Genomic DNA, 13843 nt, shown 5'->3' on the forward strand with positions numbered 1-13843 from the left:
GGTTAGAGAGAGATGGCTCGTTACACCGGTGCTGACTGCCGCCGTTGCCGGCGGGAGAAGATGAAGCTGTTCCTCAAGGGCAGCAAGTGCGATGGTCCGAAGTGCCCGTTCGAGTCCCGGCCGTTCCCGCCCGGGCAGCACGGCCGCGGTCGGACCAAGGAGACGGAGTACCTGCTCCAGCTCCGTGAGAAGCAGAAGGCTCGCCGGGTCTACGGCGTGCTGGAGAAGCAGTTCCGCGGTTACTACGAGGAGGCCGTGGCCAAGCAGGCCAAGACCGGTGAGGTCCTCCTGCAGATCCTCGAGTCGCGGCTGGACAACGTGGTCTACCGGGCCGGCTACGCCAAGTCCCGGGACATGGCCCGCCAGCTGGTCAAGCACGGTCACTTCACGGTGAACGGCAAGAAGGTCGACATCCCGTCGTACCGCGTCAAGGAGCACGACATCATCGAGGTTCGGGTGAAGAGCAAGGAGCTCACCCCGTTCATCGTGGCGCAGGCCGAGGCCGGCTCCAAGACGGTTCCGGCGTGGCTTGAGGCCATCCCGAGCCAGATGAAGGTGCTCGTGCACTCGCTCCCGGCCCGCCAGGTGATCGACACCCAGGTCCAGGAGCAGCTGATCGTCGAGCTCTACTCCAAGTAAGGGCTCGTTGCGGTGGCCCGCCCGGCGACGGGCGGGCCACCGGAACACGTTGTGTCGTGGACGTCATATAGCGGGCGTCCCGGAAGAGAAGAGAAAACATGCTCATCAGCCAGCGACCGTCTCTCTCCGAAGAGTCGATCAACGAGACCCGGTCCCGGTTCACCATCGAGCCGCTGGAGCCGGGCTTCGGCTACACCCTGGGCAACTCGCTGCGGCGTACGCTGCTGTCGTCCATCCCCGGTGCGGCGGTCACCTCGATCAAGATCGATGGTGTGCTGCACGAGTTCACCACGATCCCCGGGGTCAAGGAGGACGTGGTCGAGCTCGTCATGAACATCAAGGAGCTCTGCGTCAGCTCCGAGCACGACGAGCCGGTCAGCATGTACCTGCGCAAGCAGGGCCCGGGCGACGTGACCGCCGGTGACATCCAGCCCCCGGCCGGTGTCTCGGTGCACAACCCGGACCTGAAGCTCGCCACCCTCAACGGCAAGGGCCGGCTCGACATGGAGCTGACCGTCGAGCGGGGTCGGGGCTACGTCACGGCGGCGCAGAACAAGCAGGCGGGTGCCGAGATCGGCCGGATCCCGGTCGACTCGATCTACTCGCCGGTGCTCAAGGTGACGTACCGGGTCGAGGCGACCCGTGTCGAGCAGCGGACCGACTTCGACCGGCTGATCATCGACGTCGAGACCAAGCCGTCGATGGGCCCGCGTACCGCACTGGCCTCGGCCGGTTCGACGCTGGTGGAGCTGTTCGGGCTGGCCCGGGAGCTGGACGAGACGGCGGAGGGCATCGACATCGGCCCGTCGCCGCAGGACGCGCAACTGGCGGCGGACCTGGCACTGCCGATCGAGGAGCTGGACCTGACCGTCCGCTCCTACAACTGCCTCAAGCGCGAGGGCATCAACTCCGTTGGTGAGCTCATCGGGCGTACCGAGGCCGACCTCCTCGACATCCGCAACTTCGGCCAGAAGTCGATCGACGAGGTCAAGATGAAGCTCGCCGGAATGGGTCTGGGGCTGAAGGACTCGGCTCCGAACTTCGACCCGGCGCATGTCGTGGACACCTTCGGCGAGGCCGACTACGACACCGACGACTACCGCGAGACCGAGCAGCTCTAGTCCGCGCTGCCGCCACACCTGAGGAGCACCAAGCATGCCCACGCCCACCAAGGGCCCCCGCCTCGGCGGCAGCCCCGCGCACGAGCGGCTGATGCTGGCCAACCTGGCCACCGCGCTGTTCCAGCACGGCAAGATCAAGACCACCGAGACCAAGGCCCGGCGGCTGCGTCCGCTCGCCGAGCAGCTGATCACCAAGGCCAAGCGGGGCGACCTGGCGTCGCGTCGGCGGGTGCTGACCGTGGTCAAGGACAAGGACGTGGTCTACGCCCTGTTCGACCAGATCGCGCCGCGGTACGCCAACCGGCCCGGCGGCTACACCCGGATCGTGAAGACCGGTCCGCGCAAGGGTGACGCCGCGCCGATGGCGATCATCGAGCTGGTCGAGGAGCTTCAGGTCGCCGAGCCGAAGGCGAACCAGAAGACCGCCGCCCGCAAGGCCGCGCAGCAGGACAAGGTCGAGGCGTTGGCCCCGGCCGACGAGGCCCCGGCGAACCGGTCGGGCGACCAGGACGCCGAGGCGCCGGTGTCGGCATCCGGTGACACCGCCGCTGCCCGCGAGGACAGCGACCTGGCCACCGAGGAAGGCAAGGCCTGAGTCAGGCCGTCGTCGGGCCCGGCATCCCCCACGGGGGTGCCGGGCCCGACTCGTCGAGGAGGTACGACGTGGACGAGCGCACCCGGCTGCGGCTGGACGTCGCGTACGACGGGACCGGCTTCTCGGGGTGGGCCGCCCAGCCGGAGCGGCGCACCGTCGCCGGTGTGCTGGTCGAGGCGCTGGACCTGGTGCTCGGAGCGGGTGTCGCGGCCGGGCTGACGGTCGCCGGACGCACCGACGCCGGGGTGCACGCCAGCGGGCAGGTCTGCCACGTCGACGTGCCCGGCGAGGTGTGGCGGGCGCACGAGGGCCGCCTGCTGCGTCGGCTGGCCCGACTGCTGCCGGGTGACGTGCGGGTGCGCGCGATGGGCGTGGTGCCGGGAAGCTTCGACGCCCGCTTCTCGGCGACCTTCCGGCGCTACGAGTACCGGGTGACCGACGCGCCCTGGGGCGCCGAACCGTTGCGCCGGCACGAGATCCTGGCCTGGCGCCGCGCGCTCGACGTCGACCTGCTCGGTGCGGCGGCGGCCGGGTTGGTGGGGGAGCACGACTTCGCCGCGTACTGCCGGCGCAAGGAGAACGCCACCACGCTGCGGGAGGTGACCCGCCTGGACTGGCGACGCGAGGCCGACGGCATCCTGGTCGCCACCGTGCAGGCCGACGCGTTCTGCCAGGCGATGGTGCGCAGCCTGGTCGGCGCGATGCTGGTCGCCGGGGACGGGCGTCGACCGGTCGAGTGGCCGGCGGGCCTGCTCACCCGGCGGGAGCGGTCCAGCGAGGTGACGGTGGCGCCGGCGCACGGGCTGACCCTGGTGGCGGTCGGCTATCCCGACGATCCGGCCGAGTACGCCCGCCGGGCCGAGGCCACCCGACAGCTCCGGGTGCCCGCCGGGGCCTGAGTGGCCTGCTCAGTTTCCGGTGTCGGGGTCCTGGTCGCCGGTGTCGTCGGTGGGCGTCGGGCTCGGCTGCGTGGCCGTACCGCCGGCTGCCCGCCGTTCCAGCACGTCCCGGCTGAGATGCATCTCCAGCATGTCGAAGAGGACCTCGCGGACCGTGGTGTCGGCGGAGCGGACGGCTGCCCCGTCCGTCCGGGCCACCACCGCGTAGGCGAGGTAGTGACCGCGTACCTGCCAGCCCACCCGGGCGGGCGCGGAGGTGATGACGTCGGTCCCGTCGCCGGCCGACATGCCCCGGAACCGGCCCTGTCGTGCGTCGAGCGCCTGCCGGATGCGGTCCCGGGCCCGTTCCGCGCTGGAGCGGTCGGTCAGGTTGAACAGGCCGGTGGTGACCAGGTGTTCGCCGTCGGGGGTGCGCAGGGTTGCCCGCACCACCTGGTTGCAGCCGAGCAGGGTCAGGGACTCGGCGACCTCGCCGGTGGCCGCGACCGCGCAGCTCGCGCTCGACTGCGTCCGCAGCACCTCGTAGCCGGTGTCTCTGCCGTCGACCGTCAGGGTGCTGGCCGGGAAGACCTCGCGCGCGGTCAGCGGCGCGGAGTCGGTGTCCCGGGAGTCCAGGTCGCTGGCGGCGGGCTCGGTGTCCTGGGTGTCCTGCTGCTCGGAGGTGGGCGCCGCCTGTTGACCGATGAACTGCCCACCGTCCATCAGCGCCCCGGCGGTGAGGCCGCAGAGCCCGAGCAGCACGAGCGCGGCGGCACCGCCGATCAGCACCTGCCAGGTGCGGTTGCCGCCGGTGCGTGGCGGCGGCGGGCTCACCGGTGTGGACGGTGGCGCGGCGGTGGTCGGCTCGTACCCGGTGAGGGAGGTCTGCGTCGCCGTCGCGGTGCTCGACGCGTACACCCCGGAGGGGAGGACCAGGTCGGGCTCCGGCGGATAAGGCTCCGGTGGGTACGCCTCCGTTGGGTAGGGCTCCTGTGGGCCGATCGGCGCCGGTGGCGCGGCCAACTCGGGCGCGGGATCCGCGTCGGGGGCCGCTGCCGTCGAGGGCAGCAGGATCTGGTTGGGGCGCGTCAGCGACGGTGTGGGGAAGCGCGACGGCGAGGGGCCACCCGGGCGGCGGGCGTCGCCGGCCGGCATCCCCTCGGCGTCGTCGTCGCCGTACTGGAGGTATGCGTCCTCATCAGAGTCGTACCGGTACATGGTGACCAGAGTAAGGATTTTTACCCCATTAGTGGGCATTTTGCCGGATGTGCTGGCGGCGCAGGCCACTCCCGACGGCCGGGTCGGTTCCGGCCCGGTGCGAGAATGGCCGGCGTGACCGGGGACCACTACTTCACCGCCGAACCGAGCACGCCCGCCCAGGCGCGCGAGGTGCAGTTCAGCGTCGCCGGCCGCGACTACGCCCTGGCGTCGGCGGGCGGGGTCTTCTCGGCCACCCGGCTGGACCCCGGCACCGCCGTGCTGCTGCGCAAGGCCGAACTACCGACGTCGGCCACCGGGCCGCTGCTCGACCTCGGCTCCGGGTTCGGACCGATCGCCTGCGTCCTGGCCAGCGTCGCGCCCGAGGCGACGGTCTGGGCGGTGGACGTCAACGCGCGGGCCCGGGAGCTGACCGCCGGCAACGCGCAGCGGCTCGGCGTCGCGGACCGGGTACGGGTGGCCGCCCCCGAGGACGTACCGGCCGACCTCCACTTCGCGCAGATCTGGTCCAACCCGCCGATCCGGATCGGCAAGGAGGACCTGCACCAGTTGCTCGGCCGCTGGCTGCCGCGACTGGCCCCGGACGGGGTGGCCTGGCTGGTGGTGGCCCGCCACCTCGGCGGCGACTCGCTGCACCGTTGGCTGGTCGAGCAGGACTGGCGGGTCGAGCGGCACGCCAGCCAGAAGGGCTTCCGGGTGCTGCGCGTCACCCGCTGACCGCTCGCGGGCGACTAATCGGTTGGCCGTCCGGCCCGGCTCCGGCAGGATGCCGGCGTGGGATACGTCGACGTGGCAGCGGTCGGACACGTACTGCCGGACGGGCGGGAACTCTTCACCGACGTGTCGTTCCGGGTCGGTGAGGGTGCCAAGGTGGCGCTGGTCGGCCCGAACGGCGCCGGCAAGACCACCCTGCTGCGGATGGTCGCCGGTGACCTGCCGGTGCGTACCGGCACCATCGCGCGGGCCGGTGGCCTGGGCGTGATGCGCCAGTTCATCGGCATGATCGGCGACGAGTCGACGCTGGCCGACCTGGCTCTGTCCCTGGCCCCGCCGCCGCTGCGTGAGGCCGGACGCCGGCTGGCCGAAACCGAGGCGGCCATGCGCGCGGCCGAGCTTCGCGGCAAGTACAGCACGGTGGCGGGCAAGGCACAGCTCGCGTACGCGGACGCGCTGGCCGCCTGGGGCGAGACCGGCGGGTACGACGCCGAGGTCCTCTTCGACACCGTCGCCACCATCGTGCTCGACCTGCCCTGGGACACCGCCCGACAGCGGCCGGTCCGCACTCTCTCCGGTGGACAGCAGAAGCGGTTCGCGCTTGAACTGCTGCTGCGCGGCCCGGAGGAGGTGCTGCTGCTCGACGAGCCGGACAACTTCCTCGACGTGCCCGGCAAGCGCTGGCTGGAGGCGCGGCTGCGGGAGTCCGCCAAGTCGGTGCTCTACGTCTCGCACGACCGGGAGTTGCTGGCGCACACCGCCGACCGGGTGGTCGCGGTGGAGGGCGGCAGCGCCTGGGTGCATCCGGGCGGCTTCGCCAGTTGGCACGAGGCCCGGGTGGCGCGCCACGCCCGCCTCGACGAGCTGCGCAAACGGTGGGACGAGGAGCACCACAAGCTGCGCGAGCAGATGCTGATGTACAAGCAGAAGGCGGCGTACAACTCGGACATGGCCTCCCGGTACCAGTCGGCGCAGACCCGGTTGCGCAAGTTCGAGGAGGCCGGGCCGCCGCCCGTACCGCCGAAGGACCAGGACATCCGGATGCGGCTGGCCGGCGGCCGGACCGGCAAGCGGGCACTGATCTGCGAACAGCTTGAGATCGACGGCCTGACCTACCCGTTCGACCTGGAGGTCTGGTACGGCGACCGGGTGGCGGTGCTGGGCGCCAACGGCACCGGCAAGTCCCACTTCCTGCGGCTGCTGGCGCGCGGGGGCACCGACCCGGATCCGGCCAACGGCCCGGTCGACGGGGCGGCGGCGCTCGCGCCGGTGGCACACGACGGGACGGCCCGACTCGGCGCGCGGGTGCGCCCCGGGCACTTCTCGCAGACCCACGACCGGCCGGAGCTGATGGCGAAGACGCTGGCCGAGATCCTGTGGCGGGGCGACGAGCACCGTGCCGGCATGGACCGACACGCCGCGATGGCCGCGCTCAGCCGGTACGAGCTGGCCGGGCAGGGCGACCAGCGCTTCGGCACGCTCTCCGGCGGCCAGCAGGCCCGTTTCCTGGTGCTGCTGCTGGAGCTGTCCGGGGCGACCCTGCTGTTGCTCGACGAGCCGACGGACAACCTCGACCTGGCCTCGGCCGAGGCGTTGGAGGCCGGGTTGGCCGCGTTCTCCGGCACGGTGCTGGCGGTCACCCACGACCGCTGGTTCACCCGGACCTTCGACCGCTTCCTGCTGTTCCGCGGTGACGGTGAGGTGGTGGAGACGCCGGAGCCGGTGTGGGAGGTCGGGCGATCGACATAGGGTTGATCTCGTGACTGAGATGACCTATCGCCGGTTGGGCGACTCCGGGCTCGTGGTGTCCGTCGTGGGGATCGGCTGCAACAACTTCGGCCGCAAACTCGATCTGGACGGCACCCGCGCGGTGGTCGACGCCGCCCTCGACGTCGGGATCAACTTCTTCGACACCGCCGACATCTACGGCGAACCGCACGGTGCGTCGGAGGCTCAGCTCGGTGCGGCCCTCAAGGGCCGTCGCGACGACGTGGTGATCGGGACCAAGTTCGGCATGTCGATGGGGGGTGACAACGGGCGCGACTTCGGCGTGCGCGGCTCGCGGCGGTACGTCATCCGGGCGGTGGAGGCGTCGCTGCGCCGCCTGGACACCGACTACATCGACCTGTATCAGTTCCACGAGCCGGACCCGGGCACCCCGATCGAGGAGACGCTCGCCGCCCTGGACGACCTGGTCCGCGCCGGCAAGGTGCGCTACCTCGGCAACTCCAACTTCGCCGGCTGGCAGATCGCGGACGCCGACTGGACGGCGAAGACCCGGGGGACCACCCGATTCGTCAGCGCCCAGAACCACTACAGCCTGCTCAACCGGGACGCCGAGATCGAGGTGCTGCCCGCCTGCGAGCGTTTCGGCCTCGGCATGCTGCCGTTCTTCCCGCTGGCCAACGGGCTGCTCACCGGCAAGTACAAGCGTGGCGAGGCCCCGCCGGCCGGTAGCCGCCTCGCCGGTGGCGGCCGGTACGCCCAACGGCTCGCCGCCGCCGACTGGGACACCATCGAGGGCATCGAGGCGTACGCCGCCGAGCGGGGGGTGTCGATGCTGCACGTGGCGATCGGCGGACTGGCCGCCCAACCGGCGGTCACCTCGGTCATCGCCGGAGCCACCACGCCCGACCAGGTGCGCGCCAACGCCGAGGCGGGCAACTGGCAGCCGGGTGAGGCGGACCTCACGGCACTGCGCGCGGTGCTCGACCGGTAGGGGACAGCGCACGCGGAGGGGCCCCGCCCGGCGCACAGCCGGACGGGGCCCCGAGAACTCGCCTACAACTTCCGGCCGGGCGCGAGCCGGGTGGGATCGCCACCCAGTCGTCCGGTGCCGGCGACGGACTCGCCGTCGTTGGCGCGTACGCCCGCCTTGCTGGCCGTGCCACCGAGCCGGACGATCATGGCGTCGGTGTCCCGGACCAGCGTGTCCCGGATCTCCGCCTCGCCGACGAGCGAGGCGTCGGCGGCCAGCCCCCGGAACGCGGTGAGCTGGTTGATCGCCCGCTGGTCGTTACCGGCGGCCTCCGCCGTACGGGCGTTGGAGAGCCGGTTCGACAACTGGGTGTGCGCCCGAGCGGAGAGCCGACCCGTCGCCTTGAACCGGTCCAGCAGGTTCTGCATGTCCCGGAACGACGTGGTGACGAAGAACCGGACCGTCGTGGTGGTGGCGTTACCCGCCTTGTCGGTCGCGGTCACGGTCAGCTCGTGCAGCCCCAGCGGCAGCTCGTACATCGCCTGGAGGGTGCCGCTGACGTACGGGCGGTCGTCGAGGCGGCCGACCACGGTGGCGATCCCCGAGGTGGGGTCCACCGCCTGCCAGGACACCCGTACGTCCTGACTGTCGCCGTAGAGCTGGCCGTCGGCGATGCCGGAGACCAGCAGCGTCGGCTTGGTGCCGTCGATGCGCACCACCGCCGACTTGAGCGTCTCGGCGTTGCCCACGTTGTCGGTGGCCCGGTAGAGCAGCTCGTGGGCCCCGTCGCCGCTGATCTCGACCGGCTCGGTGTACGGCGTCCAGTCACCGCCGTCCAGCGACCACTCCAGCGACTTCACCCCGGAACCGGCGTCGGTCGAGGTGAGCACCACCGGCACGGTGCCGTCGTGCCAGCCCTCGTCGTTCGCCGGAGCGAACGCCGCGGTGCTGACCGGCGCGGTGGTGTCGATCCGGACGTCGACCGTCCTGGTCTCCTCCACGTTGCCGGCCTCGTCGACCGAGCGGAACCGCAGCTCGTGCTCGCCGTCCCCGGACACCGCCACCGGCGCGGTGTAGGTGGTCCAGGTGTCGGCGTCGTCGAGCTGGTACTCGGTCCGGGCCACCCCGCTGCCGCCCTCGTCGGTGGCGGCCAGCGTGACCGTCGTCGGGCCGGTGTACCAGCCCTGAACCGGCGTACCGGCGACCTCGGCGGTGGTCACCGGCGCGGTGTCGTCGACCGTGCCGGTGCTCAGCCGGAAGTAGTCGAACGACACCTGCTTCGAGGCGGTCTGGTTGCCGCCGAGGGCGAACAGGCCCACCTTCGGGGTCGGCCCGACCGCCGCGTTGGTCAGCTCGGTCAGCGTCGTCCAGGTGTTGCCGTCCGCCGAGTACGACGCGGTGAAGGTGTCACCGGTGCGGGCCAGCCGCAGGTGCCACACCGACTCGGTCAGGCCCTCCGCGCCGGGCTGCGGGTCCTGGATCACCCCGTCGATCTCGCTGCGCAACTCGATCCGTCGCGACACCGGCGAGCCGGCCTGGTTGTCGACGACGAAGTCGAACTTGACGTAGTTGTCGTCGTCGCCGTACACGATCAACCCGCCCTGCTGGTACTGCTCGTCCAGCAGTCTGCCGTCGACCTTCGTCTCCAGCGTCCAGTCGCCGTCCGGCGCGTTCTGCAGGATGAAGTTCGTCGGCCCGGTGTTGTCGGTGCCGTAGATGTCACCGTTGGGTACGTCGATGCGCAACGCCCCGTCGGCCACCAGGTAGGCGGTGGCGTCCTCCCGGAGGATCGCGTTCCACCGGCACTTGTCCAGCGCGGTCCCGCTGAACTCGTCGGACGGGTCGACCGGTCCGGCCGGCTCGTCCGGCGTCACCTGGAACCAGTCGAACGCGGCGTCCACCACCGGCGCGGTCGTGCCGCCGTTGAGGGCGAACAGACCGATCCGGGGGTTCTCGATGCCCTCCAGCGCCGCCGCCCGACCGACCGGGGTGAAGGTCAGCCCGTCGGACGAGAGCGACGCCGTCAGGCTGGTGCCGTCGCTGCTGATCCGCAGGTGGACGGTGTCACCGGCCGGTGCCGCCGTGCTGTCGGCACCCTCGTTGCGAGGCGTACCCGCGGTCTCCCGGATGAACTCCACCCGCCGGCTGCCGTTGTAGAGCAGGTCCACCTTGGCGTAGTTGTCGTCGTCGCCGTAGACCAGCAGACCGGCCTGCTGGTAGTCGGCCGTCACCGGCAGGGTCACCTTGGTGGTGGCCGACCAGGCACCCGAGGGAGCCGGCTGGAGCACCAGGTTGGTGGCGTCGTTGCGGCTGCCGTACAGGTCACCGGCCGAGGTGGGCAGGCGCAGCGCGCCGTCGGAGACGGACAGGAGTTGGTTCTCCCGCACCACGCTGGTCCAGCGCTCCCGGTCCAGGGTGGTGCCGCCGAAGTCGTCCGAGCGCGTGCCGACGCAGGAGGTGTTCGGCGCGTCGACCCGGACCGGCACGGTGGCGTACGAGAACGCGCCCCGGCTGTCGGTCACCGTCAGGGTGGCGGTGAAGTTGCCGGGCCGCTCGTACGTGTGCTCGGCCTGGAGCGTGTCGGCGGTGCCACCGTCACCGAAGTCCCACTCGTACGTCAGCGGGGTGTCGCCCTCGGGGTCGACGGCCGTTCCGCCGAACGCGATGGTGACCGGCGCGGTGCCGGTGGCCGGCGTGGCGGTGGCGGTGACCGTCGGCGGGGCGTTGTCGGTGACGCCCTTGCCGACGAAGTCCGCCCAGTTGACGTTGAACAGCGAGCCGGAGCCGCCGCTCGGGTGCCGGGCCACGAAGAACAGCGATCCGCTCGCCGGTCCGGTGACCTCCGCGGTGACGTCGGTGTACGTCTGCCAGTCACCGGTGCCCGGCACGGTGGCCGTGGCGACCACCGGTCCGTCGACCGCGCCGGCCCGGACCTCGATCACCCCGCCGTCCACGCCGGATGAGGCACGGAACCGGATCTCGGAGATCTCGGTCAGGTCGGCCGGGTCCACCGACCACCAGTCGCCGTCCTCGATGAAGCTGATGTTCTCGCCACCGCCCGCGCTGTCGCCGGTGGTCTCCCGCTGCACGCCGGGCTCACCGCCGCCGGTGCCGTCCGCGGTACGGCCGGTGTCGCTGAAGTACTCGGCCTGCTTGCGCTTCGGCTGGAGGATCTCGATGACCCGCCCGGTCAGCGGGCTGGCGCCGCCGGAGCCGCCCTTGTCGGTGTAGGTCGCCTCCAGCACGGTGAAGACGTCCGCCTCGGCGCCGTGACCGGCGGCGAGCTGGGTCTGCACCGTGCCGCTGCACCCGGTGTGCTGCTCCAGCGGGTGCGCGTGCTCGTCGTGGCCGAGCAGCACCTGGAGCTGGACGTCGGCGCAGTCGATCTCGCCGTCCTCCGGGTCGGTCACCTTGATCGAGTACCTGACCTGGTCGCCCCAGTTGAAGAAGCCACCGTTCGGCGGGAACTCGATCTCCACCGTCGGCGCGGTGTTGCCCACGGTCACCGGGACGTTCGCCACCGCCGTACGGCCGTTGGGGTTGGTCACGGTGAGCTGGGCGGTGTAGTTGCCGGCCTCGGCGTACGTGTGGGTGGGGTTCGCCTCGGTGGAGGTGCCGCCGTCGCCGAACGCCCAGGAGTACGTCAGCACGCCGCCGTCCGGGTCACGTGACCCGGCGCTGGAGAACTCGACGGTCAGCGGCGCCGGGCCGGAGGTCGGCTCGGCGGAGGCCACCGCGATCGGCGCCCGGTCACCGGCGATGTAGTCGATCCGGTAGACGCCGGAGTTGTCGTTGTTGCCGCCGAAGCCGCTGCCCCACTCGATCAGGTACATCGCGCCGTCGGGGCCGAACTCGAAGTCCATCGGACGGATGAAGGTCATCCCGGTGAGCAACTGGTTGATGTCGACCAGTTCCCGCCCGTCCGCGCTGACCTGCATCGTGTACATCTTGGACTGGTTCCACTCGCCGAGCAGTGCCTTGCCGTCGTAGTACGCCGGCCACTTGCGGTCCGAGTCGAGGTCGGCGTCGTACCGGTAGACCGGGCCGCCCATCGGAGCACCGCCGCCACCGATCTCCGGGAACCGGGGGTCACCGCTGTAGCCGTAGTCGACGGTGGCCGGGATGGCCGGCGGCAGGTTGGTCAGACCGGTGTTGTTGGGCGAGTTGTTCACCACGGCGGCGCAGTCGAACTTCGGCCCGCTCGGGCCGGACGGGAACTGGTAGTCGTTGTACGCCTGGTTCCCGCCGTGGCAGTACGGCCAGCCGTAGTTGCCGGCCTCGGCCACGATGTTCCACTCGACCAGGCCGGCCGGGCCACGGTTCGGGTTGGCCGAGGCGGCGTCCGGACCGTAGTCGGCGACGTAGAGCGTGTCGGTGGCCGGGTCGATGCCGATCCGGAACGGGTTCCGGAAGCCCATGCCGTAGATTTCCGGGCGGGTCTTCTCGGTGCCCGGCGGGAACAGGTTGCCCTCCGGGATGGTGTACGTCCCGTCGTCCTCCGGGTGGATCCGCAGGACCTTGCCGCGCAGGTCGTTGGTGTTGCCGGAGGTGCGCTGCGCGTCGTAGTCGGCACGGCCCGGACGCTCGTCGATCGGGGTGTACGCGTCCGACTGGAACGGGTTGGTGTTGTCGCCGGTGGCCAGGTAGAGGTTGCCGGCCGAGTCGAACGTCATGGTGCCGCCCGCGTGGCAGCAGGTGTTGCGCTGGGTGTCGACCTGGAGGACGACCTTCTCGGTGGCCGCGTCGATCGCGTCACCGCTCACCGTGAACCGGGACAGCACGTTACGTGCCACCCCGTCGTTCGGGGCGTAGTAGAGGTACACCCAGTTGTTGGTGGCGAAGTCCGGGTCGAGGCGGATGCCGATCAACCCGTCCTCGTTGCCGGTGAAGACGTCGAGGTCGATGGCGGTGACCGTGTTGCCGGTGTCCGGCTTGACGATCTGCACCCGGCCGTCGCGCTCGATGTAGAAGACCCGGCCGTCCGGGGCTATGTCCAGTTCCATCGGGTTGCTGGTGTTGCTGTCCAGCGTCACCTTCTCGAAGCTGGCGGTCAGCGAGGCGCCGCAGTCGGCGTCCTGCACCCCGGCCGCGGTCCGGATGCCACCGAGCAGGTGGGTGAGGAACTGCGGCTCCGCGTACGACTCGTTGGTGTGGCCGCCGCCGGTGTACCAGGACCGGCCGCCGTCGTAGTCCTGGCACCAGGCGATCGGGTGGTCGTGGCCCATCGCACCGGCACCGGGGGAGTAGCTGGTCTCGTCCAGCGTGGCCAGCACGTGCACCTTGCCGCGCGGGTTTGTCCGGTAGTTGTACCACTCGTCGAACCGGGACCAGCGGTCCGGCAGGTCCGCCGTGGACGGGTGCGCCGGATCCTCCACCTTGATCGTGGCCTGCTGGTTGGCCGGGTGGCTGTTGAAGTACGCGCCGACCAGGCCGCCGTACCACTCCCAGTCGTACTCGGTGTCGGAGGCGGCGTGGACGCCCGCGTACCCGCCACCGGCCCGGATGTAGCGCTCGAACGCCGCCTGCTGGTCGGCGTTGAGCACGTCACCGGTGGTGGAGAGCCAGATCACCGCCTGGTATTCGGCGAGGTTCTGGTCGGTGAAAGCGGTGCTGTCCTCGGTGGCGTCGACGGTGAACCCGTGTTCCGCGCCGAGCTGCTGGATGGCGGCGATACCGGCCGGGATCGAGCCGTGCCGGAAGCCGGCGGTCTTGGAGAAGACCAGCACCGAGAACGGGTCGGCCTCGGCCTGCGGGGCCGGCGCCTGGGCGACGGGGACGGTCCGGGACGGGGCGGCCTGGGCGGCGGGTGCGCCGGCGAGCGTGGTCGCGGCCAGGCCGAGGGTGAGAAGGGTGGCGGTCAAGGGCACGCGCTTACGGCGTGTTCGGAACACTCCGGTCTCCTTTGTCCTTGCCGGACAGGGGTCGCGGGGGCCGGCTCGCCGAAGACCGTCCCTGATGGAGCCGCAGCCGGGGGGCCGTG

General features: G+C 71.2%; 9 protein-coding genes. 7 read left to right on the plus strand and 2 right to left on the minus strand.

Annotated features, from left to right (window positions below; all coding sequences use genetic code 11):
- Nucleotides 1–12 precede the first annotated feature (12 nt).
- The 4 genes from rpsD (at nt 13) to truA (ending at nt 3254) form a co-directional block, all read left to right on the plus strand.
- Nucleotides 13–639, plus strand: a complete 627-nt coding sequence (rpsD, locus tag ACIBMZ_RS02345; RefSeq protein WP_350692864.1) for a 30S ribosomal protein S4 — start codon at nt 13–15, stop codon at nt 637–639.
- Between the two features lie 98 nt (nt 640–737).
- Nucleotides 738–1760 carry a DNA-directed RNA polymerase subunit alpha gene (locus ACIBMZ_RS02350; RefSeq protein ID WP_074472529.1) on the plus strand — a complete coding sequence of 341 codons (1023 nt, stop codon included), beginning with the start codon at nt 738–740 and terminating at the stop codon, nt 1758–1760.
- A 34-nt stretch (nt 1761–1794) separates the two neighbouring features.
- A complete protein-coding gene (gene rplQ / locus ACIBMZ_RS02355) occupies nt 1795–2355 on the plus strand; it encodes a 50S ribosomal protein L17 (RefSeq protein WP_396690272.1) in 561 nt (186 codons plus the stop codon).
- A gap of 68 nt (nt 2356–2423) precedes the next feature.
- Entirely contained in the window at nt 2424–3254 is an 831-nt protein-coding gene (truA, locus tag ACIBMZ_RS02360; RefSeq protein WP_396690274.1) for a tRNA pseudouridine(38-40) synthase TruA, read from the plus strand.
- Nucleotides 3255–3263: 9 nt separating this feature from the next.
- Here truA and ACIBMZ_RS02365 read toward each other — a convergent pair whose 3' ends face one another.
- The gene (locus ACIBMZ_RS02365) at nt 3264–4451 is read right to left on the minus strand and encodes a hypothetical protein (protein ID WP_396690276.1); all 1188 of its coding nucleotides are present in this window, start codon (nt 4449–4451) and stop codon (nt 3264–3266) included.
- A gap of 114 nt (nt 4452–4565) precedes the next feature.
- Here ACIBMZ_RS02365 and ACIBMZ_RS02370 point away from each other — a divergent pair, with 114 nt between their 5' ends.
- From ACIBMZ_RS02370 to ACIBMZ_RS02380, 3 genes are read left to right on the plus strand one after another with little or no spacing between them, the layout of a single operon-like run.
- Nucleotides 4566–5168 (plus strand): class I SAM-dependent methyltransferase, encoded by a 603-nt coding sequence (locus ACIBMZ_RS02370; RefSeq protein ID WP_396690278.1) that lies wholly within the window; start codon nt 4566–4568, stop codon nt 5166–5168.
- Nucleotides 5169–5225: 57 nt separating this feature from the next.
- Entirely contained in the window at nt 5226–6914 is a 1689-nt protein-coding gene (locus ACIBMZ_RS02375) for an ABC-F family ATP-binding cassette domain-containing protein (protein WP_396690280.1), read from the plus strand.
- A gap of 19 nt (nt 6915–6933) precedes the next feature.
- Nucleotides 6934–7884, plus strand: a complete 951-nt coding sequence (locus tag ACIBMZ_RS02380) for an aldo/keto reductase (protein WP_396690967.1) — start codon at nt 6934–6936, stop codon at nt 7882–7884.
- A 62-nt stretch (nt 7885–7946) separates the two neighbouring features.
- On the opposite strand, the gene ACIBMZ_RS02385 is transcribed toward ACIBMZ_RS02380, so the two are convergent.
- Nucleotides 7947–13730 (minus strand): ThuA domain-containing protein, encoded by a 5784-nt coding sequence (locus ACIBMZ_RS02385; protein ID WP_396690969.1) that lies wholly within the window; start codon nt 13728–13730, stop codon nt 7947–7949.
- Nucleotides 13731–13843: the final 113 nt, after the last annotated feature.

The organism is Micromonospora sp. NPDC049900 (assembly GCF_044461025.1).
Taxonomy (GTDB): domain Bacteria; phylum Actinomycetota; class Actinomycetes; order Mycobacteriales; family Micromonosporaceae; genus Micromonospora.

Coding starts and splice junctions, on each gene's coding strand:
- ACIBMZ_RS02380 (WP_396690967.1), top strand. CDS start 6,934: ATGACCTATCGCCGGTTGGGCGACTCCGGGCTCGTGGTGTCCGTCGTG.
- ACIBMZ_RS02350 (WP_074472529.1), top strand. CDS start 738: ATGCTCATCAGCCAGCGACCGTCTCTCTCCGAAGAGTCGATCAACGAG.
- rpsD (WP_350692864.1), top strand. CDS start 13: ATGGCTCGTTACACCGGTGCTGACTGCCGCCGTTGCCGGCGGGAGAAG.
- ACIBMZ_RS02365 (WP_396690276.1), bottom strand. CDS start 4,451: ATGTACCGGTACGACTCTGATGAGGACGCATACCTCCAGTACGGCGAC.
- rplQ (WP_396690272.1), top strand. CDS start 1,795: ATGCCCACGCCCACCAAGGGCCCCCGCCTCGGCGGCAGCCCCGCGCAC.